20 protein-coding genes are annotated in these 26,890 nt (G+C 70.5%); 14 read left to right on the plus strand and 6 right to left on the minus strand.

Features of this window, described 5'->3' with window-relative positions; translation table 11 throughout:
* The first annotated feature begins 46 nt into the window (after window positions 1-46).
* Window positions 47-2,278 carry a HEAT repeat domain-containing protein gene (locus ACIBK4_RS24345; RefSeq protein ID WP_398997437.1) on the plus strand — a complete coding sequence of 744 codons (2,232 nt, stop codon included), beginning with the start codon at window positions 47-49 and terminating at the stop codon, window positions 2,276-2,278.
* A gap of 306 nt (window positions 2,279-2,584) precedes the next feature.
* Here ACIBK4_RS24345 and ACIBK4_RS24350 read toward each other — a convergent pair whose 3' ends face one another.
* The gene (locus tag ACIBK4_RS24350) at window positions 2,585-3,172 is read right to left on the minus strand and encodes a hypothetical protein (RefSeq protein ID WP_398997439.1); all 588 of its coding nucleotides are present in this window, start codon (window positions 3,170-3,172) and stop codon (window positions 2,585-2,587) included.
* A gap of 215 nt (window positions 3,173-3,387) precedes the next feature.
* On the opposite strand from ACIBK4_RS24350, the gene ACIBK4_RS24355 reads away from it, so the two are divergent.
* The 4 genes from ACIBK4_RS24355 to ACIBK4_RS24370 all read left to right on the plus strand — a co-directional run bounded on the left by ACIBK4_RS24355 (window position 3,388) and on the right by ACIBK4_RS24370 (window position 7,392).
* Window positions 3,388-4,539, plus strand: coding sequence for a WD40/YVTN/BNR-like repeat-containing protein (locus ACIBK4_RS24355; protein ID WP_398997441.1), 1,152 nt, complete (start codon window positions 3,388-3,390; stop codon window positions 4,537-4,539).
* A 133-nt stretch (window positions 4,540-4,672) separates the two neighbouring features.
* Window positions 4,673-5,350: a uracil-DNA glycosylase gene (locus ACIBK4_RS24360; RefSeq protein WP_398997443.1), complete on the plus strand. Its 678-nt coding sequence runs from the start codon at window positions 4,673-4,675 to the stop codon at window positions 5,348-5,350.
* Complete coding sequence (locus ACIBK4_RS24365) at window positions 5,347-6,363, plus strand: N-acetylglucosamine kinase (RefSeq protein ID WP_398997445.1); 1,017 nt, start codon at window positions 5,347-5,349, stop codon at window positions 6,361-6,363. Before ACIBK4_RS24360 ends, ACIBK4_RS24365 begins: the two co-directional genes overlap by 4 nt.
* A gap of 105 nt (window positions 6,364-6,468) precedes the next feature.
* Window positions 6,469-7,392 (plus strand): sirohydrochlorin chelatase, encoded by a 924-nt coding sequence (locus ACIBK4_RS24370; protein ID WP_078652243.1) that lies wholly within the window; start codon window positions 6,469-6,471, stop codon window positions 7,390-7,392.
* Between the two features lie 94 nt (window positions 7,393-7,486).
* On the opposite strand, the gene ACIBK4_RS24375 is transcribed toward ACIBK4_RS24370, so the two are convergent.
* Both ACIBK4_RS24375 and ACIBK4_RS24380 read right to left on the minus strand, forming a co-directional pair.
* On the minus strand, window positions 7,487-8,524 hold the full coding sequence (locus ACIBK4_RS24375; protein WP_398997447.1) for a lactonase family protein: 1,038 nt from the start codon (window positions 8,522-8,524) through the stop codon (window positions 7,487-7,489).
* Window positions 8,525-8,650: 126 nt separating this feature from the next.
* Window positions 8,651-10,141, minus strand: coding sequence for an FUSC family protein (locus tag ACIBK4_RS24380; RefSeq protein WP_398997449.1), 1,491 nt, complete (start codon window positions 10,139-10,141; stop codon window positions 8,651-8,653).
* Window positions 10,142-10,320: 179 nt separating this feature from the next.
* Here ACIBK4_RS24380 and ACIBK4_RS24385 point away from each other — a divergent pair, with 179 nt between their 5' ends.
* The 5 genes from ACIBK4_RS24385 (at window position 10,321) to ACIBK4_RS24405 (ending at window position 16,580) form a co-directional block, all read left to right on the plus strand.
* The gene (locus ACIBK4_RS24385; protein ID WP_398997451.1) at window positions 10,321-10,797 is read left to right on the plus strand and encodes an Lrp/AsnC family transcriptional regulator; all 477 of its coding nucleotides are present in this window, start codon (window positions 10,321-10,323) and stop codon (window positions 10,795-10,797) included.
* A 19-nt stretch (window positions 10,798-10,816) separates the two neighbouring features.
* Window positions 10,817-11,494, plus strand: coding sequence for an HAD family hydrolase (locus ACIBK4_RS24390; protein WP_398997453.1), 678 nt, complete (start codon window positions 10,817-10,819; stop codon window positions 11,492-11,494).
* A gap of 81 nt (window positions 11,495-11,575) precedes the next feature.
* A complete protein-coding gene (locus tag ACIBK4_RS24395; protein ID WP_398997455.1) occupies window positions 11,576-13,846 on the plus strand; it encodes a hypothetical protein in 2,271 nt (756 codons plus the stop codon).
* 173 nt (window positions 13,847-14,019) lie between these two features.
* Window positions 14,020-14,724 carry a class I SAM-dependent DNA methyltransferase gene (locus ACIBK4_RS24400; RefSeq protein ID WP_398997458.1) on the plus strand — a complete coding sequence of 235 codons (705 nt, stop codon included), beginning with the start codon at window positions 14,020-14,022 and terminating at the stop codon, window positions 14,722-14,724.
* Between the two features lie 164 nt (window positions 14,725-14,888).
* Window positions 14,889-16,580 carry a SpoIIE family protein phosphatase gene (locus ACIBK4_RS24405; RefSeq protein WP_398998255.1) on the plus strand — a complete coding sequence of 564 codons (1,692 nt, stop codon included), beginning with the start codon at window positions 14,889-14,891 and terminating at the stop codon, window positions 16,578-16,580.
* 45 nt (window positions 16,581-16,625) lie between these two features.
* Here the strand turns inward: ACIBK4_RS24405 and ACIBK4_RS24410 are convergent, their stop codons facing one another.
* Window positions 16,626-18,107 (minus strand): MFS transporter, encoded by a 1,482-nt coding sequence (locus tag ACIBK4_RS24410; protein ID WP_398998258.1) that lies wholly within the window; start codon window positions 18,105-18,107, stop codon window positions 16,626-16,628.
* 196 nt (window positions 18,108-18,303) lie between these two features.
* Here ACIBK4_RS24410 and hutH point away from each other — a divergent pair, with 196 nt between their 5' ends.
* From hutH to ACIBK4_RS24430, 4 genes are all read left to right on the plus strand, one after another.
* Window positions 18,304-19,917 carry a histidine ammonia-lyase gene (gene hutH, locus ACIBK4_RS24415; protein ID WP_398997460.1) on the plus strand — a complete coding sequence of 538 codons (1,614 nt, stop codon included), beginning with the start codon at window positions 18,304-18,306 and terminating at the stop codon, window positions 19,915-19,917.
* On the plus strand, window positions 19,914-20,813 hold the full coding sequence (locus ACIBK4_RS24420) for an amidohydrolase (protein ID WP_398997462.1): 900 nt from the start codon (window positions 19,914-19,916) through the stop codon (window positions 20,811-20,813). The genes hutH and ACIBK4_RS24420 overlap by 4 nt, the downstream gene beginning before the upstream one ends.
* A 393-nt stretch (window positions 20,814-21,206) precedes the next feature.
* Window positions 21,207-21,440, plus strand: coding sequence for a hypothetical protein (locus ACIBK4_RS24425; protein WP_398997464.1), 234 nt, complete (start codon window positions 21,207-21,209; stop codon window positions 21,438-21,440).
* Window positions 21,441-21,453: 13 nt separating this feature from the next.
* The gene (locus ACIBK4_RS24430) at window positions 21,454-23,685 is read left to right on the plus strand and encodes a hypothetical protein (RefSeq protein WP_398997466.1); all 2,232 of its coding nucleotides are present in this window, start codon (window positions 21,454-21,456) and stop codon (window positions 23,683-23,685) included.
* Between the two features lie 61 nt (window positions 23,686-23,746).
* On the opposite strand, the gene ACIBK4_RS24435 is transcribed toward ACIBK4_RS24430, so the two are convergent.
* Together ACIBK4_RS24435 and ACIBK4_RS24440 are read right to left on the minus strand one after the other, a co-directional pair.
* Window positions 23,747-25,207, minus strand: coding sequence for a glycoside hydrolase family 76 protein (locus ACIBK4_RS24435; RefSeq protein ID WP_398997468.1), 1,461 nt, complete (start codon window positions 25,205-25,207; stop codon window positions 23,747-23,749).
* Between the two features lie 37 nt (window positions 25,208-25,244).
* Window positions 25,245-26,879: a glycoside hydrolase family 27 protein gene (locus ACIBK4_RS24440; RefSeq protein WP_398997470.1), complete on the minus strand. Its 1,635-nt coding sequence runs from the start codon at window positions 26,877-26,879 to the stop codon at window positions 25,245-25,247.
* Between the last annotated feature and the right edge of the window lie 11 nt (window positions 26,880-26,890).

Below are 26,890 nucleotides of genomic sequence, written 5' to 3' on the forward strand. Positions count from 1 at the left end.
TGGTGCAGACTCGCGATCAGTTGGCACTGCGCCTGGGGAGGACAACGTGTTCACGGGGATCGACGAGGTCGGCTGGGCCTCACTGCGCCACGCGTACGGCACCGCCGAGGACGTGCCCGGACTGCTCCGGGGACTGGCCTCCACGGACCCCGTCGAGCGGGCGGCCGCGCTCGACGGGATGTACGACGCGGTGCACCACCAGGGGATCGTGTACGACTCGACGCTCGCGTGCGTTCCGTTTCTGTTCGAGCTGGCGGGCTGCGAACAGGTCGCGGATCGGGGTGAGTTGGTGGAGCTGCTGATCAGCATTGGGCGGGGGCGGGGGCCTGAGGGGGGTGCGGGAGTCGGCGGCGGGTCGGCGGACGCGGGCGGTGGAGACGTCGTGATGGATACCGGCGGCGGGGCGGCTGCGGGTATCGGCGTTGGAGGTACGGCTACAGGCACCGGCGTCGGAGGTGCAGCGGCGGATACCGGCGCTGGAAGTACGGCACCGAACGCAGGCGGCGAAGGTCCGTTGGCAGAAGCAGGCGGCCGAGGCGCGCCGGCGGACGCCGCTGTCCGTGCGCGGGCCGAGGACTTCGTCGTGCTCGTCGGGGACCGGGACTCCGACGTACGCCGGGCGGCGGCCGAAGCGCTCGTCCGGTTCCTCGACCAACCCGCCCGCGTACTGGGCCTGTTGCGGCAGCGGATCACGGTGGAACGCGACGACCGGGTCCTGCGCGCCCTCACCGAGAGCGTCGGCCTGTTCGTACGACGGCACCCGGCCCACGCGGCCGAGGCCCTGGACATCCTCCTGATGCTCGGCACTCCGCCCTACGACCCCGGTCTACGGCTCGCCGCGCTCGGCCAACTCGCGGGCTGCGCACCCGATCTGCTCCCCGCCGACCTGGTCCCGACCGTCGTCGAGCTGCTAGGGGAGCGGTCGGAGCAGCGACGGTCGGGCCGCTCGAAACTGATCGACCGGGACCACTCGGATCCCGACACGCTCGCGGGACGGTTACGGCGACTGCGGCCCTCGGACGAGGAAGGCGCACTGCTGCTACGCACGCTGCACACCGCGCTCGGCGGACGGGTGAGCGATCGAATCGCCCTGTTGGAGGGGCAGTTGAGCAGTACCGACCCGGCCGACCGGTGCAACGGGGTGTGGATGGCGGCGGGGTTGTTCCGCGAGTGGCGGGCCGACTACTCGGTGCCGGTCGAGCTGATCGGTGAGCAACTCGGCGTGGGGGCAGGTCCGTTGCCCGGTGGGGTGGAGTCGGATCGGTTGCGGGATGCGGCGGTGTCGGTCCTGGGCGATCTCTTCCACCTGGCCGCGCCTGCCGCCGACCACCTCCACACGCTGGTGACCGCACGCCCCGACCTCTGGGTCCACCGCTGGGAACGACGATCGCCGACCCTGGGCGGACCCCTCAAGTCCCTTGCCCGCAGCGGCGATCCACGGGCGACACCGGTACTGGCCCAGGTCCTCGCACAGCCGGTCGTACCCGACGATCTGGGACGCGTGATCATCCACCTCGGCCCGTCCGCCGCCCCACTCGCCCCGGCGCTACGGCACCGGCTCGGCCAAGTCCCTCTCGACTCCCCCGAGACCTACGACCGCGCGGTTCCGCTGCTGTCGGCACTGACCGCGCTCGCCGATCGGGAGGCCGTGCTGGAGGTGTTGCGGCTGCTGGGTGGGATGGCGGAGGGGGTGCGGCTGAGGCACCGGGTCGTGGAGTCGGCGGTCCGGGCGCTGGGGGTGTTCGGGGGCGGTGCGGAGGGGGTCGTACCCGCCCTGCGAGGGCTGCTCGAGTCCGAGTGCGCCGGTGTCGTCGCGGGTGCGCTGTGGTCGGTGGAGGGGGATGCCTCGGCCGTACTGCCTGTGCTGGTACGGGAGTTGGCGGGGTCGGACGCGTCGCGGCGCCGGGTTGCTGCGGACGTACTGGCTCGGCTGGGCCCGTTGGCGCGGGCTGCGGCGCCCGGGTTGGCGCGGCTGGTCGAGGCGGAGTGCGCGTGGGAGCGGGTGGCGGGCGCGTGTGCGCTGTGGCAGGTCAGCGGGGAGGTGGAGAGGGTGCTTCCGGTGCTGCGTGCGGCCTGGGTGGGGCATCCGGGGGTGCGGGGTGTCGTTGCCGCGTGTCTGGTCGACATGGGGGCGGCCGGGGTGCCTCTGCATGACCTGGTGGACGCTGAACTCGCGTCTCCGCGACGGCACTTGGTGCGGGCGGGCGGGCATGGGAGCCAGGACGTTCTGGAGGACGAGCGGCTGTTGGCGGTCTGCCGGGAGGTGCGGGTGGCTTGAGATCGGGTGAGGTGGGAGCCGGAGGTTCCAGGCGAAGAAGCGCGGGCGAGGCCGTCTGCCAGGAAGTACCCGCCGCTTGAGACCGGGCGGGGCCGGATGAGGAGAGGTGCTGAACGAGCGGGATCGGGCGGGTCCCTGTGCCGGGAAGTTCGGGTCGAGTAGGGCCAGCCAAGCCGCCCGTGCACCGGGAAGTACGCGCCGCTGGAAATCAGGCGGGTCCGAACAGACGGGCGTGACAAGGGCCCCTGCCTACGATCCGATCCGGTCCGATCCGTAGGTCAGGGGCGCGCACCGCCGGCCGGGCGCTCAGCCCGTCTTGCGGCCCCACAGGGGGCCGAAGCGGGCCCACTCCTCGTCCCACTGGTCCATGCGTCGGCGTTCCAGACGGCCGCGCAGGGCTCGGGCGCCGACGAAGGGGACGGCCGCCGCGCCGATTCCCAGGAGGGAGCCGATCATCACGGCGCGCAGCTGGGCCTGTGCGGCGGTGGCGGGCTTGGTGACGAGGTGGCCCTGCGGGTCGGTCCAGACGGTCACCGGTGTGCCTATGCCGCTGCCGGAGGGGACGCGGATCTGGCCGGTGTGCGAGGAGCCGTCCACGGCCGTCCAGCGGACCTTCGCCCAGACCGGTTCGCCGGTCGTTCTGCTGTTGGAATTGGCGGGGGCCGCGCCGGGGGCGTTCTGGGTCACCAGGGCCACCACCGGTTTCCAGTCGACGCGTTCCTGGGCCAGCTCGTGTTCGACGGACCGCGTCGCCGTCAGACCGGCGAGCACCCCGGCGAGGACGGTGATCAGCCAGGCGCCGAGCACGATCCACGATTCCACCGCATCGGCACGGCGCTTGAGCGGATTCCGCCGCCACCGCCACAGCCACACCTTCGGACCTCGGAACGCCATCGAAGGCATCCTCCTCATGAACGCACTGACATGCCGAACCGCCCTCCCATACGGGAGACGCCTCCTCGATGCTCACGACGAATACCCCGACTCGACGTTCCCATGGCTGCCGGGGCTTTCGCAGGCACTTCGCGAGAGGCCGCCGAAGATCTGCCGTCACGGGCCGGTACATCGGGCCTGAGCTGCGGTGATGCCGGTTCCGGGGGTGACTGTCAGTGGTGGGGTGCAGACTGGCTGGTGAGGGGGGCGAAATCGCCAAAAACGCAGCGGAGGTGATCGGCATGACAGAGGTTCTGCTGGCGGTGGGCACGCGAAAAGGCCTGTTCATCGGGCGCAGGCGGGGTGGGATCTGGGAGTTCGACGAGAGTCCGTACTTCAACGCGCAGGCGCTGTATTCGGTCGCCGTCGACACCCGCGGCCCCACACCGAGACTGCTGGCCGGAGGTGACAGCTCTCACTGGGGACCGTCCGTGTTCCACTCCGACGACCTGGGCCGGACCTGGGCCGAGCCGGCGCAACCGGCGGTCAAGTTCCCGAAGGACACGGGGGCTTCGCTGGAGCGGGTGTGGCAGCTGCACCCGGCGGCCGCGGAACCCGACGTGGTGTACGCGGGCACGGAGCCGGCCGCGCTGTTCCGCTCCGAGGACCGCGGCGAGAGTTTCGAACTCGTCCGTCCCCTCTGGGAACACCCCACGCGTTCGCGGTGGGTCCCGGGCGGCGGCGGAGAAGGGCTGCACACCGTCCTCACCGACGAGCGCGACCCGCTGGCGGTGACGGTCGCCGTCTCGACGGCCGGGGTGTTCCGCACCGGCGACGGCGGCGAGAGCTGGGAGCCGTCCAACTCCGGTGTCTCCGCGGTGTTCCTGCCGGATCCGAACCCGGAGTTCGGCCAGTGCGTGCACAAGATCGCCCAGGACGCGGCGACCCCGGACCGGCTGTATCTCCAGAACCACTGGGGTGTGTACCGCAGCGACGACGCGGGCGCCCACTGGACGGACATCGGCGAGGGCCTGCCCTCCACGTTCGGCTTCGCGGCGACGGCCCACCCCCATCGCGGCGACACGGCCTACGTGTTCCCGATCAACGCCGACGCGGACCGCGTGCCCGCCGAGCACCGGTGCCGGGTCTTCCGTACGGCGGACGCGGGCCGGAGCTGGGAGCCGCTGTCGGCGGGGCTGCCGACCGAGGACCACTACGGCACGGTGTTGCGCGACGCGATGTGCACGGACGGCGCGGACCCGGCCGGCGTGTACTTCGGCAATCGCAACGGCGAGGTGTTCGCGTCGGACGACGACGGGGACAGCTGGCGGCAGTTGGCGTCCCATCTCCCGGACGTGCTGTGCGTGCGCGCTGCGGTGGTCGCGTGAGGGCGGGGGCCTTCGGAAGGGCAACTCCCGGCAGGGCAGGCTTCGTTCAGACGCGTCGCCGATTCGGTCGTTCTCGGTCGGGCCGCGACCACCGGTTGATCGCCGGGCCCTGTACGGCAGTAGGGTGACGCCCGTGGCACCACGACCGTTGCATGAGATCGTCGAACCGGGCTGGGCGAAAGCCCTGGAACCCGTGGCCGGACGCGTCGCCGGGATGGGGGACTTCCTGCGCGCGGAGATCGCCGCCGGGCGCACCTATCTACCGGCCGGACCGAATGTCCTCCGGGCCTTCCAGCAGCCCTTCGACGACGTCCGCGTCCTGATCGTCGGACAGGACCCGTATCCGACTCCGGGGCACGCGGTGGGACTGTCGTTCTCGGTGGCCCCCGACGTACGCCCGCTCCCGCCGAGCCTGCTCAACATCTACCGGGAGCTGAACACGGACTTGGGACTCCCTCAGCCGTCCAACGGCGACCTCACCCCGTGGAGCCAGCAGGGGGTGCTCCTCCTCAACAGGGCGCTCACCACCGCCCCGCGCAGTCCGGCCGCCCATCGCGGCAAGGGCTGGGAAGAGGTCACCGAGCAGGCGATACGGGCGCTGGCGGCCCGTGGCAAGCCGCTGGTGTCGATCCTGTGGGGCCGCGACGCCCGCAACCTCCGGCCCCTCCTCGGCGACCTGCCCTCGGTGGAGTCCTCGCACCCCTCCCCGATGTCGGCCGACCGCGGCTTCTTCGGCTCCCGCCCCTTCAGCCGCGCCAACGACCTGCTGGTCCGGCAGGGAGGACAACCGGTGGACTGGCGTCTGCCGTGACGGTTCCGGGGGACGGTTCACCGGATGCCGTGGGCGGGTTCCTCGCCGTGGACTCGGGAGGCTCCGGGCTCCGGGTCGTCGTGGGCGAGGTCGGCAGTGGCCGAAGATCCGCGCCGCTCTCGTCCGGGGCACCTGTTCGGACCGGTGACCGCGGGATCGATGCCGGGCATTTCATGGAGCAACTGGCTCCCATGGTGCGCGAGTTGATCGATCACGCCGAGGTGTCCGAGGTGGGCACGGCTGTGATCGGGGCCGCCGGGCTCGCCACTCTCGGGGACGGATTGCGGGCCGAGTTGCCGGGGGCGTTGGCGCGTGAGTTCGGGGTGCGGACGGTCGCGCTCGTCGCCGATGCCGTCACCGCTTATGCGGGCGCTCTCGGGACGCGGCCCGGCGCCGTGGTCGCCGCCGGTACCGGGCTCATCGCGATCGGCACCGATCTCACCAGGTGGCGAAGAGCCGACGGTTGGGGGCATCTGCTCGGCGACTGCGGTGGCGGGGCCTGGATCGGGCGGGCGGGGCTGGAGGCGGCGCTGCGTGCGTACGACGGGCGGGACGGGGGTTCCGAGGCGCTGTTGAGCTGTGCCGAGGAGCAGTTCGGGGCGATGGCGGGGTTGCCCGGCAAGGTGTATCCGCGGTCGGACCGACCCGCCGTACTCGCGGCGTTCGCGCCCCGCGTCGCCGAGTGCGCGCCGGACGACCCGGTGGCCGCCGGCATCCTGCGGGCCGCCGCCCGACACATGGCCGAGTCCGCCGTCGCCGTCTGCCCGACCGCCGGTGAGCCTCAAGTCGCGCTCACCGGTGGCCTGTTCAAGATGGGTGACCCTCTCCTCGTACCGCTGCACGAGGAGTTGGCGAAACGGCTGCCGCATGCGCGGGTGGTTCCGGCTGAGGGTGATCCGCTGGACGGTGCCGTACGGATCGCGCGTGATCTTGCCGTGGGCGCGCTCGTGCTGCCGTGTGACGGCGTGATGGTGTCCGTGGTGAGTCCGGATGAGCCCAATGGGACAAGGTGATCACTTCTGATCCGTACGTAACTCATCAGACAAAACAGGACGGATACCGCTCACCTGCACCCTCCCCGAACAGGGGAGCCCAGGAAGCCAGTAACATGCCTCGCCATGAGCTCCCCCACTGGGCCCGCGTCCGGCCTGCCAGTACGAATGCCGCGACCTCGCCAGCCCGGGCGGCACCGCCGACCCGAGCAGCTGGCGGCTCCCGAGGGCGCGCCCGCGCTGGTGCTCGCCGTGCCGGGCACGCCCAGCGCCGCCACGCGCAGCCTCGCCGAGGAGGTCGTGAGCATCGCGCGCTCCGAGCTGCCCGGTCTCGACGGCCGCATCGGTTATCTCGACGGGGACGACTCCGAGTTCCCCACGCTGACGTCCGTGCTCGCGCACGCCGCTGAGGAGCGCACCGCCCGCTTCGAGCAGGCCAGGGCCGCCGGCGCCGACGTCAAGGAGCCCGACGGGCCGGTGGCCGTCGTCGTGCCGCTGCTCGCCGGTCCGGACAGCGCGCTGCTGCGTCAGGTCCGCCAGGCCGTCATGGACAGCCGGGTCGCGGCCGACCTGACCGATGTGCTCGGCCCGCACCCGTTGCTCGCCGAGGCGCTGCACGTCCGGCTGTCCGAGGCGGGTCTGGCCCGTGCCGACCGCGCGCGGCTGTTCACCGTGGCGACCGCCGCCGACGGCATCATCCTCGCCTCCGTGGGCGGCGAGGAGGCCGTGCAGGCGGCCGGGATCACCGGCATGCTGCTCGCCGCTCGTCTCGCCGTGCCGGTGATGGCGGCGGCACTTGACCAGGAAGGTTCGATCGCGGCCATCGCGGAACAGTTGCGCGGGTCGGGTTCGCAGCAACTGGCGCTGGCGCCCTACCTGATCGGTCCCGAGATCGACCCGGGTCTGCTCCAGGCGGCCGCCGCCGAGGCCGGCTGTGCCGCCGCCGAGGCGCTCGGCCCGTACCCGGCGATCGGCAAGCTCGCGCTCGCCAAGTACACGACGGCGCTGGGCATCGCCCCGCCCCAGCCGCAGGGCGCGCCGGTTCGCTGACTCCATCGGCACGTGTAACGCCGTAGCGCCGAAAGGGCCCCTCCCCACGCGGGAGTGGGCCCTTCGGCATGCGTGCCTGGTGAACGCGTCGGACTCAGTCGAACACCACGCAGGACGCGGCGGTCACCTTGATCGAGCCGTTGCGGCGCGGGACGCCCGTGGCGGGGTCGACGGTGAACCAAGTGACGTCACCGGAGCGCTCGTTCGCGACGTACAGGTGGCCGTCGGCCTCGGCGAGGGCGCGCGGCCAGTGGCCTTCGCAGGGGACCGTGCCGATCAGGCGCAGCCCGTCGCCCTCGACGGCGAGGACGGACAGGACGTCCTCGCCGCGGGTCGCCGTCCAGACGAAGCGGCCGTCTGGCGAGGTCACGATGCCGGATGGATAGGCGGCATCGCCGTCCGGCGGGCCCGGCAGGACCGCCACCTCGGTCAGCGGCTTCAGCGAGCCGCTCTCGGCGTCCCAGCGGCAGACGGTGACAGTCGGCGTGAGTTCGTTGAGGACGTAGGCGTGGACGCCGTCGGGGTGGAAGGCCAGGTGGCGGGGGCCCGAGCCGGGTCGGAGCGCGATCTCGCGGTGCGGTACGGGACGTCCGTCGTCCAGCGTGCACACCCGCACGGAGTCGGTGCCGAGGTCGACGCTGACCGCCCAACGGCCGCTCGGGTCGGGCTGGACCTGGTGGGCGTGCGGACCCTGCTGGCGCTGTTCGTGCGGGCCGGAGCCGGTGTGCCGGAGCTGTCCGGAGGGGCGGCCCGCGAGCGTGCCGTCCGGGCCGACCGGCACGGCGGTGACGGTGCCGGAGCCGTAGTCGGCGGTCAGCACGTGCCCCGCGAACAGGCTCAGGTGGGTCGGCCCGGAGCCACCCACACGCACCGGCGACCCCAGCGGCTCCGGCTTGTCACCGTTCACGCGATACGCGGCCACCGCGCCCTCGGCCGTCTCGCTGACGGCGTAGAGCGTGTCCCCGTCGGGAGCCAGGGCGAGATACGAGGGGTCGGGAACGCCGTCGACGCTGCTCAGGACGGTCAGCGCGCCGCTGTCCGCGTCCACCGCCGCCGTGACGACACCCGGGCCGCCCGCCGCCGTGAACGACCCGATGAAGGCCCGCCGTCCCCGCCTGCCGCCGTCTGCCACCGCTGTCCCCTCTCGGTCAGTGCTCCGGTCCGCACTCAGGTCGGCGCACCGGATCTGCGCGCCGGTTCCGTCCTGTCGGGGTGACGGTAGCAGTCGATCATGACCGGTCTAGACCAAAGTGCCGAGTCAGTTCACGAGGGGCACGCCGGACCGTGCGCGCAGCGGCTCGGCGAGTTCCGCGAGGGCGTGCTCCAGCCCGTGCAGGTGGGCCAGCGCGGGCTCCGCGGGTGCCCTGGTCGGCGTGGCCGCGAGCCGGGACGCGTCGCCGTCGGTGAGCGCCTCGACCGCGCTCTCCACGCGCCAGCAGGCGGCGGCGAGGCGGGCGTCGTGGGAGGCCTCCGGGTCGGCGGCCACCGCGACGAGGCCGCGGATCTCGCGGGCGCAGTCGTCGAGCAGGGCGAGCACCCGGCGGGCGCGGCGCTTGCGGCCGAGCATCGGGTTCAGCGGGTGGACGAGGGGGGCGACGGACAGCCGTACCCGGCCGAGGAGTTGCTCCAGTTCGGCGACGCGTCCGGCGGGGTCGGCCGTCACGGAGCCGGCGAGGCGGGCGGCTGCTTCGGCGGTGCAGGTGTGGACGCAGCGCAGGGCGCGTTGGATCCAGGCGTCGGTGGTGGTGTGGGTGGTCACCGGCAGGACGAGGAGGACGGCCAGTACGGCGCCGAGCGCGCCGACGCCGGTCTCCGTGAAGCGCAACGCCAGCAGCGCGGGATTCAGGACGCCGAGGAGGCCGTAGAGCAGTTCTGCCATCAAGGTCACCGAGAGCATCATCCAGGTGTAGGAGACGGCGGCCGAGTAGAAGATGCCGAAGACGCAGGCCGCTACCAGGATCGCGGTGGGGACGGGGGCGCCCTGGACCGGTACGGCGACGAGCAGGCCGAGGGCGATGCCGAGGACCGTGCCGAGGACGCGGCGGAAGCCGCGGACGACGGTCTCGCCGCGTGAGGCGGTGTTCACGAAGATCCACCAGGTGGCGCCTACGGCCCAGTACCAGCGCTGGCCGGACACCAACTGGCCGACGACCAGGGCGAATCCGGCGCCGGCGGTCGCCTGGACCGCCTGCCGGGTGGTCACACGGGCCAGGCCGCGAGCGGCAGTTGGGGCGGGTACGGCGGTCGGGGGCAACCGGCGTTCGTAGCACCAGAACCCGAAGCGGACCGTCGCGGCGGTGAGGACGGAGAGGACAACTGCCGCGTACAGCATGGGCAGTTGGTCCGTGGTCGCGTGCAGGAACTGGGCCACGAAGAAGGTCATGAACGCGAAGACGCCGAGGCTGTGGCCGCGCGGTCCCCAGCGGCGGGCGTAGACGCCGGCGCCGACCACGGCGAGGAAGGTGAGGTCGCGGGCGACGGCGTGGTCCTGCAGTTCGGCCGCGGCGGCGAGCACCGGCAGGCCCACGCAGGGCAGCAGCGCGGTGGTGACGGCCTGCCCGCGCACGGTCGCGTCCGTGACGGTGAACAGGGCGAGCAGCGCGGCGAGACCGCCCGTCACGGCGCCCGCGAGGGACTGCCCGGTCAGCCCGCAGACGACGGCCGCGAGGCCGATGCCGAGGACGGCCCGAGCCGCGAACCGCAGCCGTACGCGCCCCAGGTCCGGAGCCACGAACACCCTTTTCAGCACTGCTTCCCGCCCCCTGCGCATACCTCTGGACACCGGCATGAAAAAGGCGCCGCGGAGGTCCGCAGCGCCATCGACATGCCCATGAGAGCATCATCGAGCCGAGTGGCTCAAGTGGCCCTCGATCTACTGGACCAATGGCCCAGTCGCAATGCACTGGTCCGTTGGTACAGTCATGCATCATGAGCGTGGACGAACTCGACACCCGCATCCTGAAGCTGCTTCTGGAGCAGCCGCGCACCAGCCTGCGCGAGTACGCCCGGCTGCTCGGGGTCGCCCGGGGCACGCTCCAGGCGCGGCTCGACCGGCTGGAGCGGGACGGGGTGATCACCGGTACGGGTCCCTTCCTCTCCCCCGCCGCGCTCGGGCACCCGGTGCTCGCGTTCGTGCACATCGAGGTCACCCAGGGGCATCTCGACGAGGTCGGGGACGCGCTGGCCGCCGTACCGGAGATCGTCGAGGCGTTCTCGATCACCGGCGGCGGGGATCTGCTCACCCGGGTCGTGGCGCGGGACAACGGTCACCTGGAGGACGTGATCCAGCAGCTGATCAGCCTGCCGGGCGTGGTCCGCACCCGGACCGAGATGGCGTTGCGCGAGCGCGTCCCGCACCGCCTGCTGCCGCTGGTGGAGTCGATCGGCCGCGCGGCCGGGAAATGATCCTTGGCATCCTGAACCCATGAGCAACCTCGGCGGCCTCTCGGTCATCTTCGATCTCGACGGAACACTCGTGGACAGCGAGCCGAACTACTACGAAGCCACCCGGCAGACCCTCGCCGAGCACGGCGTCCCGGACTTCACGTGGGCCCAGCACGAGCGCTTCGTCGGCATCAGCACCCAGGAGACCCTCGCCCTCCTGAAGGAGCACCACGGCCTGAAGGCGCCGGTGGAGGAACTGCTCGCGGAGACGAACCGCCGTTATCTGGCGCTGGCCCGGGCCGCCACGCGCGTGTACCCGGAGATGCGGAAGTTCGTGGAGCTGCTGGCGGCCGAGGGGGTGCCGATGGCGGTGGCGTCGGGTTCGTCTCCGGAGGCCATCGAGGCGATCCTGACCGGTACCGGGCTCGACGCGTCGTTGCGGACCGTGGTCTCGGCGGACGAGGTGGCGCACGGCAAGCCCGCGCCTGACGTCTTCCTGGAGGCCGCGCGCCGGCTCGGGGCGGCTCCGGCCGACTGTGTCGTCCTGGAGGACGCGGCTCCGGGCGCGGCGGCGGCGCACGCGGCCGGGATGCGCTGCATCGCGATCCCGTACGTGGCGGCGCAGGCCGACGCCCCCGAGTTCGCCACGGCAGGGCTGCTGCTGCGGGGCGGGCAGGCGGAGTTCAGTGCGCAGGGGGCGTACGACTGGCTGGCCTGACATCCGGGACCGTGGAGACCGGGTACTCGGCACGGTGAAACCCGAATGCGCCCGCTTGTTCGGTTCTGGGACCATGCCGGAATGATCGACCGTCTCGAACCGCTGGTCCTCCGGCACACGTTCCGCGTCCCCCTCCCCGCGGGGCCGGGTGAGGGCTCGGACCTCTTGGGTGAAGGCACCGGCCCCTTGGGCGAAGCCACAGGTCCCGCGGGTGAAGCCACAGGTGCCGTGGGTGCCGTGGGTGCCGTGGGTGAAGGCGCCACCGCGGCGCGGCAGTTCGACGCCGTGCTGCTCTCCGTCGGCTTCAAGCTCTCCCCGGAGCTGCTGGAACGACTGGCGGGGCTGCCCGGGGAGACGGTCGTCCGCATCGCCGGACGCACGCTGCGGACCGTCCGCGAGCTGGTCGGCGATCACGTCCGGCACAACGCCTATTTCATCAATTTCCCGGCCAACGTGCCCGACACCGTGGACTTCTGGATGGCGTGCGTCACCGACGCGCTCCACGACGAGGAGACCTCGTCCTCGACGCTCAAGCAGCTGCGGACCGGTGTGGTGAATCTGCTCGGTCTGCCGAAGTACGGCAGGTACCAGCACACGTACGCCGAACTGCTCGCCGCGCAGGACGAGTTGATCGAGTCGGCGGGCGACCGGCTCACGATGCTGCACGCGGGCGGTGAGCTGGCCGATGAACTCACCGCCCTGTACCTGGCGTTGGCGGGCAGCGCCACTCCCCTGAGCGAGGAGCACCAGGGCGATCTGCGGGCGCTGGCCGAGCGGTGCGTGGACGGGCCGCAGCCCGAGACGTTTCCGGTCCGGGAGAACCGCGCGATCGTCAACCAGGCCCGGCTGAAGGCGGGTTCGGGGCTGTTGCTGGACACCGTGACCGATGTGCTGCGGCTGGCCTGCGCGCTGTCGGGCGGTGATGTGACGCTGGCGGAGCCGACGCGTTTTCGGTCGCCGTCGCGGCCGGTGCGGCGGGCGCTGCTCGCGGGGCTGGACTCGGTGGTCGCAGATTCCCCCGCCAAGCTCGCCGACGTGCACGCGCACCGCGAGGCGTGGAAGCGGCTGGGTGAGCGGCTGCACCCGCACGAGTACCCGCAACTGCCGCGTGCCGCCGAGGTGTTCGCGGTCGCGCGGGGTGAGCTGGAGGCCCGGTCGTTCGAAGGCCGGGTCGAGGAACTCCTCGCCCGGCACGATGTGCCGGGGGCGGCGAAGTTGCTGACGTCGGCGCCGGGCAAGCTGTTCCGCGCGCTGGACCGGCTGCTGCGCACGGCGCTCACGCAGGAGGAGCGGGACGCCGTGGTGGCCGCCGTCGAGCAGGTCGCGCCGGAGGTGTCGGGCCGGGTGCTGCTGTCGGTGCGCGAGCACCTGCACAACCGGGCCCGGGACACCGGGCAGTTGCGGGTCTTCGTGAACCGGCGCGGCCGCGCCTGGGTGACCGACGACGAGCGGTCGGTCGTAGGACCGGCGGAGCGTGACCGGTTGATCGCCGTGCTCGACGACGAGACGCGGCGGCGACTGCCTTCTCCTGAACGGCTGTTGATCGATCCGGACGTGCTGGACGTGGCGTTGCCGTTGAGCGGGAAGGCGACGGCGGCCGGGCTCGGAGTGCTGCCGCGTGGGTCGTTGTCGGCGGTCGAGGGCGAGTTGCTGCGCTTCTTCGTGTACTGGAAGGAGAGCGAGCGGCGCACCGACTTCGACCTGTCGGCGCTGATGCTCAACGCCGACTACTCGACGAACGCGTGGCTGTCGTACACCTCGCTCACCGAGGCCGAGGGCGAGCACTCCGGTGACATCACCGAAGCGCCGGACGGGGCCTCGGAGTTCATCAATCTGCGGCTCGGTGCCGTGCGCGGGGCATTCGTGGTGCCGCAGGTCAACATCTTCTCGGGCGAGGGCTTCGAGGAGGTCGAGGAGTCGTTCTTCGGGTTCATGCTGCGCGAGGGCGAGCAGCAGGGGCGGCCGTTCGAGCCCCGTACCGTGCGGATGAAGTCGGAGCTGCGTGGTGCGGGGCGGGTCGCCCTGCCGCTGGTGTTCCTGCGCGGGGAGGACGGTGCCTGGCGCGCGAAGTGGCTGCACCTGTACCTCAAGGGCAGCCCGTCGGCGAACCGGGTCGAGGAGAACCGCGTGACGGTGGCCAATCTGCTGCGCGGCATCGTCGAGCGCGAGCAGCTCACCGTGCGCCATCTCGTCGACCTGATGAGCGGGGAGACGACGACGGTGACGGTCTGGGACGGCGAGACGGTGCCGGACGGTCCGGTCACCTTCATCGGTCTGCGCCGCCCGGACGAGCTGCCCGCGGGATCCCGGATCGTGAGTCTCGAAAATCTGCGCGACCTGATCCCCGCCTGACTGATAGCGTCGGCCTCGGCGAGGCCATGAACGGGCTTCCTTCTCACCTTCCTGTAAAGAATCCAGCCTGTTCGCTTTCCTCGCCCTCGACGTCCCGTGAGGGGTGCCCCAGGGCGCCCCTCACGTTCTTTTTCCGCCGAAACCTCGCTTCACGGACTTGTGGGACAATCCTCATGCGCGGACGAAAGGCCACTTCAGTGAGCGGAACGAACGACGGGTCCGGCTACGACAGCCTTCGGCTCGACCGCACCGGTCAGGCCGAGGCCTTCGACGCCATCGGGGACCGCTACGACGAGGCCTTCCCGCACAAGGAGGGCCAGGTCGGCGCCGGTGAGTGGCTGATCGAGTCCCTGGATCCGGGCGCCCGCGTGCTGGACCTCGGCGCCGGCACGGGTGTGCCGACCGCCCGGCAGCTGGCCGACGCGGGCCTCGACGTCGTCGGCGTGGACTTCTCCGCGCGGATGGTGGCGCTGGCCCAGGAGTACGTCCCCGCCGCCACGTTCCACCAGCTCGACCTCGCGGACCTGCGCCCGGGCGGCCCTCGTGACCTGGGCCGTTTCGACGGGGTCACCGCGTTCTTCTCCCTGCTGATGCTTCCGCGCGCGGAGATCCCGCTCGCCCTGCGCACGATCCACCACCTGTTGCATCCGGGCGGGCTGCTCGCCCTGTCGATGGTGGAGGCCCATGTGGACGACTTCGAGATCCCCTTCCTCGGCCACACGATCAGGGTCTCCGGCTATCTCCTCGAAGACCTGCACAAGGTCCTCGACACGGCCGGCTTCGAGGTCGTGAAGGAGAACTCCTACACCTACGCCCCGGCGACCGCCGACGTCCCGCCCGAGGAACAGGTCTTCCTCTGCTGTCGACGGCGCGACTGAGGCCGTAGGACCGACACAGCGGCCGCTGCCGTACCAGTGACGGGACGAAGCGTGTGACGGAGCAACCCAGCCCCCGCGAAGGCCCCGCCGGAACCGCCCGGCGAGGCGCCTCGGCGAGCGGCCCGGCGCCCGTCGTACCGCTCGGCCGGACGCCCGTTCAGCAGATGGACCGGTTGCAGTACCTCGATGTCGCCACCCGGCGGATCGCCCGCGGGATGGACCTGGACGAGACGCTGCGGGAGCTGCGGTGGGCGGCGGTGCCCGCCTTCGCCGACGCGATCGTGATCCACCTGCACGATCCGCTGCCCGTCGGGGACGAGAAGTCGGCGGCGCCCGTCGTCCTCCAGTTGCACAGCATCGACCGGGCGCCCGAGGCCAGGTCCGCGCTGCTGATGCCGCACGCCGAGTACGCGAGCGTGGCCGAGCGGGTGCAGCCGATGCTCGCGGGACGGCTCGCGAAGCTGCTCCTGGCCGGGCGCCCGGCCTTCGGCGACGCCCCGGGCATCCACCCCGCCGTGGCCGAACTGCTCGGCCCCGCGGCGAGCGCGCACGGCACGCTGCCGCCGGGCCGCCGCCTGATCATCGCCCCGCTGCACGGCCGCCACCACGTCATGGGCACCGTCGTCCTGCTGCGCCGCCCCGACCGCTCCGCGTTCACCGCCGACGACCTGCTCGTCGCCTCCCAGCTGGCCACGCACACCGCGATCGGCGTCCAGAAGGCGGTGATGTACGGCCACGAGGCCTCCGTCGCGGACACGCTCCAGCACACCATGCTCCCGTCCTCGCTGCCCGAGTCGACCGGCATCCACCTCGCCAGCCGCTATCTGCCCGCCTCGAAGACCGCGCAGGTCGGCGGCGACTGGTACGACGCGATCCCGCTGCCCGGCAGCCGGGTCGCGCTGATCGTCGGTGACGTCATGGGCCACTCCATGACCTCCGCCGCGATCATGGGCCAGCTGCGCACGATCGTGCAGACCCTCGCCGGCCTCGACCTCCCCCCGCACGAGGTCCTCCACCACCTCGACGAACAGGCCCAGCGGCTCGGCAGCGACCACATCGCGACCTGCCTGTACGCGATCTACGACCCGATCTCGCACCGCCTCCTCATGGCCAACGCCGGCCACCCGCCCGCCGTACTGCTGCGCCCGAACGGCCACGCCGAGGTGCTCCAGGTCCCGCCGGGTGCGCCGATCGGCGTCGGCGGTGTCGTCTTCGAGTCCGTGGAGATGCCCGCGCCCACCGGCACCACGCTGGTCCTGTACACCGACGGCCTGGTCGAGTCCCGCGACACCGACGTGGGCACGGGCGTCGAGGCCCTGCGCACCCACCTCCAGTCCACCCCGCACAGGCATCGCCTGTCCTCGCTGGAGCGGCTGTGCGACCGCATCCTCACCGCACTGGCGCCGGGTCCCCGCGACGACGACATCGCCCTGCTCACCGCCCGCTTCGACGGCTTCCCGCCGGACAGCGTCGGCTACTGGCACCTCGACCCGCACCCCCTCACCGCGGGCCAGGCCCGCCGGCTGACCCGTAGGGTGCTGCGCCGCTGGGGCCTGGACGATCTGCTCGACTCCACGGAACTCATGGTCAGCGAGATCGTCACTAACGCCGTACGGTACGCCTCCCGCCCCATCTCCCTACGGCTGCTGCGCACCGACGTGCTGCGCTGCGAGGTCACCGACGACTCGCCCCAGGTGCCCCGCATGCGCCAGGCGGCGCCGGGCGACGAGGGCGGGCGCGGCCTGTTCCTGGTCGACCGGCTCGCCCAGCGCTGGGGGGCGACGCGACTGAGCACGGGCAAGGTCGTGTGGTTCGAGCAGCAGATCCCGAAGGACCAGATTCCTCAAGGGAGTTGACGGTCGGACACAAGGGAGTCGACGGTCGGACAAGGAAGTTGACGCTCACACCGGCCCAACACCCGTTCCGCCCTTGAGGCGTTCGAGGTCGGAGGGCCGAACCTGGATGACCACTACGGCGATCAAGGCAGCGACGACAGTGAAGATCGCCGCCATCACGAACGCGGCCGAGACCCCGGCGGTGAGGACGTGATCGCCCCAGGAGCCCGGGAGTTGACCGGTCCGCTGGAAGCGGAGGCGCTCGGCCGGGGTCGCCTGGGACAGGAACGCGGGGATCTGGTCCTTCGCCTCGTTGCGGCTGGCCGTGCCGAACATCGTGACCAGGATGGACAGTCCGAGCGAACCGCCCACCTGCTGTGTGACGTTGAGGAGTCCGGAGGCCGCGCCTGTCTCCTGGACGGGCACGTCGGACAGCGCCATCAGAGTCAGCGAGACGAACTCCATGCCCATGCCGAGGCTGAACACCAGCATCGGCCCGAGGACGCTGCCCAGGTACGTGGAGTGGACGTCCGTCAGCGTCAGCCAGGACAGACCGGCCGCCGCGAGGATCGCACCGACCACCATGAACGGCTTGGGCCCGTACGTCGGCAGGAACCGGGAGGCCAGCCCCGCGCCGACCGCGATGACGGCGCTGACCGGCAGGAAGGCGAAGCCGGCCATGAGCGGGCTGAAGCCCAGCACGTCCTGCACGAAGAGGGTGAGGAAGAAGAACATGCCGAAGATCGCGGCGGCGAGGCAGAGCATGATGCCGTACGTCCCGGCGCGGTTGCGGTCGCGGAACATGTGCAGCGGGGTGATCGGCTGCCGGGAGCGCCGCTCGACCAGCACGAACAGGGCGAGGACGACCACGGCCGCGGCGAACGAGCTCAGGGTGAGCCAGTCCCGCCACCCTTCCTGCGCGGCCCGGATGAAGCCGTAGACGAGGAACACCACGCCCACGGTGGAGGTCAGCGCGCCGGTGATGTCGAAGTGGCCCGGGTGGCGTTCGGACTCCTTGATCCAGCGCGGCGTGGCCAGGACGATGAGCAGTCCGATCGGGACGTTGACGAAGAGCACCCAGCGCCAGTTCAGCCACTCGACGAGGATCCCGCCCATCAGCAGCCCGATCGCGCCGCCGCCGGCCGAGACACCGGCGAAGACCCCGAACGCCCGGTTGCGTTCCGGGCCTTCGCGGAACGTCGTGCTGATCAGGGCGAGCGAGGTCGGCGAGGCGATGGCACCGCCGACGCCCTGGAGGGCACGGGCAGCGAGGAGTTCACCGGAGTTCTGCGACAACCCGCCCAGCAGGGAGGCGAGTACGAAGAGCAGCACCCCGAACACGAACACCCGCCGCCGCCCGAGGATGTCCCCGGCCCGCCCGCCGAGCAGCAGCAGACCGCCGAAGGTGAGGGTGTACGCGTTGACGACCCAGGCCAGGCTGGTGGTCGAGAACCCCAGCGAACTCTGGATGTGCGGAAGCGCGATGTTCACGATGGTGATGTCGAGAACCACCATCAGCTGACAGGACGCGATCACCAGCAGCGCCATCGTGCTGCCGCCACCGCCGGTGTCCCGGGTGGTGGTCTGCGCTGGGGAGGCGTGCTGAGGACTGCTGCTCATGACGGATCGCACTCACGAGAGGCCGGTGAACGGCTCCGTCCACCGGATACCCACCGTTCGACGGTACGCCCGCCCCCTGCTCCCCACCACTCGATCATCACAGGCCCAGGCGCTAGGTTCACACATGACAGGACATGGGGAGAAACCATTGGTGACCGAGGTCGTCGTCGACGGACGGACGCTGTCCTACGGCGATGTCGTCGCCGTCGCCCGCCACGGCGCCCAAGTCGCCCTGGCGGACGGGGTGTTGTCGCGTCTGGCGCGCGAACGGGCCGTCGTCGACGACGTGGTCGACCGCCGGATCCCGACCTACGGCCTGACGACAGGACTCGGCGCCCGCTCCTCCTACGCCCTCCCCCGCACGGAACTCGACGCCTTCAGCGTGCGCACGGTCCGGGGCCGGGCGAACGCGGTCGGCGATCCGCTGCCGACCCCCGTCGTACGCGCCGCCCTCCTCGCCCGGGTCAACGGCCTCGCGGGCGGCGGCAGCGGAGTCCGGCCGGAGATCGTACGGCTGCTCGTCGCCCTGCTCAACGCGCGGGTGCATCCGGTGATCCCCGAGGTGGGCTCGATCGGCGCGTCCGACCTGTGCCAGATGGCGCATGTCGGTCTGGTCGTCATCGGCGAGGGCAGCGCGGAGTACGGCGATGAGGTGCTCGACGGCGCCACGGCCCTGCGCCGGGCCGGTCTCACCCCAGCCGCGCTGGGCCCGAAGGACGGCCATGTCCTGTGCAGCGCAAGCCCGTTGGCGGCCGGCGTCAGTGCCCTCGCCCTGCACGAGGCGGGCGCGCTGCTCGCGCTGGCGCAGGCGGTCACGGCGTTGACCTACGAGGGTTTCCGGGCGAACACGAGCCCGCTCGACGCCCGAGTCCTGGCGCTGCGTCCCGCTCCCGGGCAGTCCCATGCGGCGGCCGGGCTCCTCGCCCTCCTGACCGACGGCGAGTTGACCGACCCCCGCAACGCCCGCCGGGTCCAGGACCCCGTCAGCCTGCGCTGCGCGGCCCAGGTGCACGGCGCCGCGTACGCGGCCCTGGACTTCGTGGACGCCGCGCTGGCACCGGAGTTGAACGGCTGCGGGGACAACCCGGTGGTACTGATCGGTGCCGGAGACGACCCGACGGGGCTGCCCGATACCGGCGTAGACCCTCAACTCCCGTTCAGCGCGGGCGAGATCGTCTCGACGGGCAACTTCCACACCCCCGCCCTGGCCCTCGCCTTCGACACCCTCGCGCTGGCCCTGACCCAGACCGCGGCGATCTCCGCCGAACGCATGCGCCGGCTCCTCGACCCGGCGGTCAGTGGACTGCCCGCGAACCTCTCTCCGTACGGTCCGGAGCGTTCGGGTTTCGCGCCGCTGGTGAAAACGGCGCAGGCGCTGGTCGCCGAGATCCGGATGCTGGCCGTGCCCGTGTGCGTCGATCCCCGGCAGGGCGCGGACGCCGTGGAGGACGACTCGACCAACGCGTCGCTCGGCGCCCGGCGGTTGACGACGATGCTCGGCCGGCTGCGCCAACTCCTCGCCGTGGAGGCGGTGGCGGCAGCGCAGGCGGTGGACCTGGCGGCGCCGGCGGCGCTGGGGCGGGGCCCGGAGTTCCTGCACCGCGCGATCCGCGAGCTCGTGCCCACCCTGACCGACGACCGGCCGCACGGCGTGGACGTGGAGACCGTGAGCCGCGACATCCTGGGGTCCGACGACGTCCGCAGCACACTGAACGCCTTGGCGGGAGAAGCGACATGACCAACGTCGACGTACACCAGCATCTGTGGACCCCCTCGCTGGTGACGGCTCTGCGCGCCCGCCGCGAACCGCCGTATCTGGACGGCTGGACGCTGTTCCTGGACGGCGAACCGCCCTTCGAGATACCGCCCGCCGACCACGACATCGCCCGGCGCGCGGAACTCGCCGCCAACGACGGCCTCGACCAGGTCCTCGTCTCGCTGTCCGCCCCGATCGGCGTGGAGTGGCTGCCCGAGGCCGACGCACGCCCCCTGCTCGACGCCTACCACGACGGCGCGGCCGCGCTGCCGGAACCCTTCGGGGCGTGGGCCGCGGCCTGCGTACGGGACATCGACGCGGAGGCGACCGCCAAGGACCTCGACCGGGGCTTCGTCGGGCTCCAGCTCCCCGCCAACTCCCTTGCCGACGCGGCCGGTTACGCCCGCTGCGCCCCACTCCTGGACCTCCTCGAAGAACGCGACCTCCCGCTCTTCGTCCACCCGGGACCTGCGGTCGGCTCATCAGCAGACCCGGCCTGGTGGCCCGCGCTGGTCCCGTACGTCCAGCAGATGCACGCCAGTTGGCACGCCTTCCGTGCCTTCGGCCGCCCCCGCCATCCACACCTCCGCGTGTGCTTCGCCCTCCTCGCCGGACTCGCCCCACTCCACGGCGAGCGCCTGGCGGCCCGTGGCGGGCGGCAACTGGACGGCGACCAGGGCGTGTTCGTCGAGACGTCCTCCTACGGCCCGACCGCTGTCGACGCGATCGTGCGCGCGCTGGGCGTGAACGCCGTCGTCCAGGGCTCGGACCGCCCGTACGCGGAGCCGCCCCGCCACCCGGGGTACGGGTTGGGCGGGGCGGCGGCCTACGCCTTTCGCATCGCCAATCCACGACGGCTGCTCACCGGCGAAGGCTAAAACCGGGGCGGGTGCGAACAGCAACTCCGTGAGTGCCCCAACGCGCGTCCACTCCAAAGGATCGCAAGCACCGGATCGCCAATTCGTCAATCCGGCTCATTTGTTCGAGATGCATCGCGCACGGGTTCGACACTTCTACGCGAAGATGCTGACCGGCAGCCTACTTTTTCCTAACCGGCATTCCTTCTAACCCGCATCATCGGAACGCAAGCTCGCCATCTTTCGACAGGAACAAAGATACGCCTCTTCACTCGAAGTGAGTATCTAACCAGATAAGCATGCCACCCCTCGACTTGCTGGTGCCAGCATTCTTACGGTTCCCAACCTGCCGATACTGGGCGTCTGTTGACCGCTGAGTCGACGTACGGCCCCGATTCCTGAAGGGCCTTACTCATGCCGTCACCTGCGGAATCCGACCACCCTGTCGACAAATCCGCCGAGGAGATCCGAAGCCAGGAACTGGCCGAGGCCGAGGCCAAGTTGGCACGCCACCAGCAGATCGTCAGGTGGCTGCGAACCCTGCAGATGGTCCTCTCCCTGGTCGCGCTCGCGACAGACAACCCGCCTTACCGGTGGGCAGTCAAGTGCGCCGAGTGGGCCATGGAACGTTTCCGAGACTCCGAATGACGCGAGGTAGATCATGAGTGAGGCCCATCCCAATGGACCGTTTCCGATCCCGGCATCCCGGGAGGCTCAAGAGGTATGGATCCAGGCCGTACTGGCAACATCGGGTGTGAATCTGCCTCGTGGCGCATTGGAGAACATCGCCCCCTTCATCGTCGACTCCGACGACATGCTGAGCGAGCCCGACGCCCATGGCATGCGCACGCTCAAGGCGAGCACAGTCCGGCGCGTCCGCACAGACGCTGGTGACATGGTCGTCGCCGTCGTCCGCATGCATGGCGTCGGCGGTGTGCAGTGGGGACACAACGAACGGATCAGTTCGATCTGGCGCTCCGCCGCGGACCCAACGGTCGGCCGGGAGACCGAGAGGACCCTGGCTCCGGTCCGACCATGGATGGATATCGGCGCCGATGGACACGAGACGTGTTTCGCCGCGCTGGAAAGCGTCGTGGCCAACCGAAGCACGTTGATCATGAATACCGAGGACGCGGCGGACGAACTGAAGAAGCGAGACCGTGTGCGCCCCTACGACCTTGAGGAGGACCTCGTCCTCAATGGTCAACAGGAGCCCGGGATGTACGTTCCTCAGCAGGTGAGGATCGAGGAGAACCCAGAGAGGGATCCTGACGGCAATCCTCTGTATCCGGACGCCTATTGGGGATGGATGGCAGTTCGAGGAAATAATCGCACACAGAAGCGACAGTCGATCTTCCGTTTGACATCCAGTGAAGTGCTGGCCGGCGTCCCGGCGGAAAAACTGGAGCGGGAAGGGGACGAGATCATCTGCGACCCCCGTGATTGGCTCCCTGAATTCTCTGCCGTACTGAACAGGGAGTTCACGGAAACCAGCGATGGCGAGCTGGATCCGACGATCGGCTCACGGGCACGACGCGCCGCAGCCATCGCCGTGGTGGACGCACATCTGGTGATCGGCACTCCCACACCGGAGCGGCTCTATCGCATCGTCCAGATGAACAACCGACGCGATCACGTCCACCCACCGCTGGAGTTCGACGCCCTCGACCGATCGCGCGCGCTGGGCCGAAGCGTTCTCGGGATGTACGTGGCGCAACAGGTCATGGACGGGAAAACGGCAGAGGTTCTCTCCGGGCTCGCGCCGATCCGTGAACTCGCGGACGCGTCGGCGGACATGACGGTCTCCGAGTTGCGAGACCTGCGTTCCATGAGGTTGTTGCAGGAGTTCTTTCCTGTGGATCCGCGAAAGCGCCATCTACTGCGGCGCGCGCTCAGCGAGAACCCACCGTCTCAGCTCAAGGCGGGGGAAATCAACCAACGAGCGCGCACGTGGTCCGCGCTGACCTCCGAGAGTTACCCGACGCCATGGAACCCACGTGTGGGCCAGGTCTTCTCAACCCGAGCCCGGGAGGGAATCGTTCTCTCCGGGCGCAGGCTGCCGGAACTTCTCGCTGTCGCGGACACCGATGACTCCGCTTTCGACGAGTTGGTGTCCTATAGGGCCGCGCACTGGCTGGCCTTCTTCGGCATCATCGAGGCTGACCGAGGTTCACTCGACGGCCAGGAGGCGATCGGCGACACAGGGGAACGGCTTCGCCGATCGCGCAGGACGGTCAATAACTGCCTGCAGGCCCTGAGGTACGAGAAGAGCCGGGCGATGGCAGTCGGCGTACTGAAGTCGCTGGCCGCAGCCATGGACGATGGCGACCGGCGACCCTGGCGCGTCGGCAGCTCTGGCTTGGAGAAGCCGGGACGAGAGATGACACCTCTCTGGTTCGACATCGAATTCCCCAAGGACACCGGCACCCGGCCTCGCAAGGGCGCGGATTCTCCGCCGCCATTGACCACGGCTGCGCCGGTGCCCACCCCTTTTCCCGCGCCCAAGCTGCCCGGTCTCTCACTCACGCCACCAGATTCCTCACCTGTGACGTCACCCTCTGTACACCGCCCCGCGCCAGCGGTCTCGGCCGAACCCGAAGCCCCGGCCGTCTACGAGACCGACGAAGCCGATGGCTCGGTGCCCTCCCCCGAGGTACCGCCCACCCTTGAGTCGCTGGTGACCCAGGTTGAGGATCGGATCCTTGGCCTGCACACGGCCTCCGCCGAAATCGCCGAAATCCTCGCCCAACTCGAGGACCAGAGCCGGGCGGCGTCCGTCACCCAACCCATCGGCCGGGGGCAAGCCGATAGGACCGTGCGCCTCCTGAACCAGACGCTGTCCAGGCTGCGCAAACTGCCGGAGGTGATGGAGGAGTTGACGGAATCCGGCTGACGCAGCGCGAGTGGAAGGTTCAGGGCCCCTGCGGACTTGTCCTGACTCACGTAACAGCCCGTCAATTCGCCGCGTTCATCAAGTCGAGCGCGCTCTGCTGCCGGGCCGCGTCGGTGGAGTCCAGCGGTCCGGCCCAGTGCAGGCCGTACGCGTCGAGGGAGTTGCGGTCGTTCGCGTAGGCCGTGTCCGCCTGGCGTTTGATGTAGGAGGTGTAAGGGCGGTCCGACAAGCGGGAGTTGAAGGCGCTCAGACCCCGGACGTACGCGCCCTTGAAGGACGGACCGTCCCCGCCGCAACCGCTCGTCTCGCACGGTTCCCGCAGGATTCCACCGGAGTTGAGGGCCGTTGAGGTGGTCGAGGCGTCACCGATCTGCCGGCCGGTGGTGAGCAGACCGGCGTCCCCCGTCGCTCGGTACAGCTCCGACAGGCCGCCGAGCAGTACGCCTTGGTTGTACGACCACGCCGTGTCGCCGTTGTTGCCGCAGGTCGCCAGGTTGATGCCGTCGTTGACGAGGTGGGAGCCGTTGATCATGCCGGTGCCCTTGAACCACGACCACTCGGCGTTGGCCCGGCCGAGATACGTCGTGTCGCCCGCGATGCGGTTGTGCAGGGCGGCGTTCAGCTCCAGGTAGAGGGAGTTGGCGATGGCGTTCTTGTAGGTCTTCGCCGTGCTCCACCACACCCCGCCGCCGCAGGTGGAGTCCCAGTAGCGGGCCATGTAATCGGCGTCCGCGCGGGCGGTGTTGAGGTAGCGGCTGTCGCCGGTGAGGTCGTACGCGTCGACCCAGGCCAGCCCCCACCAGCCCGTGTCGTCGATGTAGTCGTTGGTGAAGTTGCCGCCCTGGGCGGAGATATTGCGGTCGTAGGTATTGGCGATCGCGTACTTGTAGCTGCCCATGCCGGTGACGCGGATGTTGTCGATGAGGGCGGTCAGGGCGTTGGCCGAGTTCCACCAGCCGGTGGTGTCGAAGAGGCCGGTGCCCAGGTTGTACGACTGCATCAGCGCCGTGGCGGCGGCAGTTGCGCGGCTCCCCGCGTTCCATGTCGTGCGGGCCCAGGACGTACAGGCGATCTCGGCCCGGTCGCCGGCCTTGCCGCAGGCGCGCAGGGCGCCGACGCCGAGTGCGTTCCAGTCGTCGACGTTGTACATCAGGGTGCGCCAACCCCCTTGCCCAGTAGGGATGGTGGTGTCGCCGAGCTTGCTGCCGGAGGACCAGGTGCGGCCGCCGTCGAAGGACCGGTCGAGCCAGACCTCGTCGCCTGGGCTGCCGTTGGTGATCGAGGCCCAGCCCATCGCGTCGGTGTCGTCGAAGTGCAGGGCGATGGTGCGGGAGTAGATCGTGGCCGTCACCGGTTGCCTGTCACCCGGGGACAGGGCCGGGTCGCGGGCGTCGCAGTACTTGTTGCAGATCGACGCCTCGGCGGCGGCGGTCGCGACGCCGGTGGAGACCGGCATGAACAGGGCCAGGACGGCGATCAGACCGGTCCCAACTCTCGCGATGCGTAGTGCTGTTGAGGTCATGCCGGCTCCATCGAGGTGGGGGGGAGAGTACGGGAGGTCAGCCCAGGCGCCACTGCTGGTTGGCGCCGCCGTTGCAGGACCAGAGTTCCAGCGCGGTGCCGTTGACGTTGCCGGCGGGCTGGTCGCCGCCCGTGACGTCCAGGCAGAGGCCCGACTGGGTGCCCGTGATCGTGCCGTTGGGGTTGACGCTCCACTTCTGGTTGGCGCCGCCGTTGCAGCCGTAGAGCTGGACCTTGGTGCCGTTGCTGGTCTGGTTGTTGTAGGCGTCCAGGCACTGGGTGCCGCCGTAGAGCCGGAGTTCACCGGCGGCGGTGATGGTCACGGCCTGGTTGGTGCCGCCGCCGCAGTCCCAGATCTCGATCTTGGTGCCGGGGGTGGTCTCGCCGTTGTAGGCGTCGAGGCAGCGGTTGGAGGAGGCGCCGATCAGCGGGTGGGTGGTGCCGACGCTGGTGCCGCTGCCGACGGAGACCCTGTACATCACCGAGCCGTGGCCGGGGACGCTGGCCGAGATGCTGCCGCTCGTGCTGCTGACGACGTGGGACCAGAGGTTGTTGAGCTTGTACGAGGACGCCGAGGGGAGGCCGGCCGCCGTCGCGGAGGTGGTGATGGTGGCGGCGGAGGAGTTCTCGTTGAAGAGGACCACCGACACGTCACCGTTGGCGAGGGGCTTGGAAAGGACGTGCAGGCCACCGGAGTTGGAGATCTCGGTGCCCTGCTTGCCCAGGGAGTCCTGGTCCACGGCGATGACGTCCTTGTTGCCGTAGAGGGAGAGGGTGGCGGCGGTCGCCTTGCGCAGGTCGGTGCCGGCGATCAGGGGCGCTGCCATCTCCGACCAGAGGCTGAAGTGGGAGCGGTCCTCGGTGAACGACATGCCGTTGCCGACTTCGAGCATGTCGGGGTCGTTCCAGGCGCCCGGCTTGGCGTACGCGGCGAGTTTCACGTTGGCCTTGTAAATCGACGTCACCGTCGAGAAGTTGACGTTGATGTCGTCGGTCGTGCGCCAGCTGTTGCCGACGCCCGCGCCCCAGGTCCACACGTCGGCGAGGCCCCAGTTGCAGAGGCTGTAGACGATCGGGCGGCCGGTAGCCGCGAGGGCGTCGCGCATCGCGGTGTAGCGCTGCTGGTCGGGCACGTTCTGGTGGTTGCAGTTGTCGTACTTGAGGTAGTCGACGCCCCACGCGGCGAAGCTGTTGGCGTCCGTCTGCTCATGGCCGAGGCTCCCGGGGTAGCCCGCGCAGGTCGCGGTGCCGGCGCTCTCGTAGATGCCGAGTTTGAGGCCCTTGCCGTGCACGTAGGCGGCGGTGCCGCTGATGCCGTTCGGGAACTTGACCGGATCCGGGACGAGTTGACCGGCGGAGTTGCGGGCCGAGGTCATCCAGCAGTCGTCGATGTTGACGTACTGGTACCCGGCGTCCTTCAGCCCGGAGGAGACGAGGTAGTCGGCGGTCTGCTCGACCAGTTGCTCCGTCACGTTGCAGCCGAAGGCGTTCCAGTCGTTCCAGCCCATCGGAGGCGTCTTCGCGAGGCCGTTGTCGAGGGCCTGCGCGGGCGGCGCGGCACGCAGCACCAGCAGGGCCGGGACGAGAGCGAGCAGCAGCACCATCGTGAGGGCGGCGCTCAGACGTCTCGTGAAGATCAGACGTCTCTTGAAGAACGGTGACGGGACGGTCATGTCGAGGTCTC

It is taken from the genome of Streptomyces sp. NPDC050528, from assembly GCF_044457795.1.
Classification (GTDB): Bacteria; Actinomycetota; Actinomycetes; order Streptomycetales; family Streptomycetaceae; genus Streptomyces.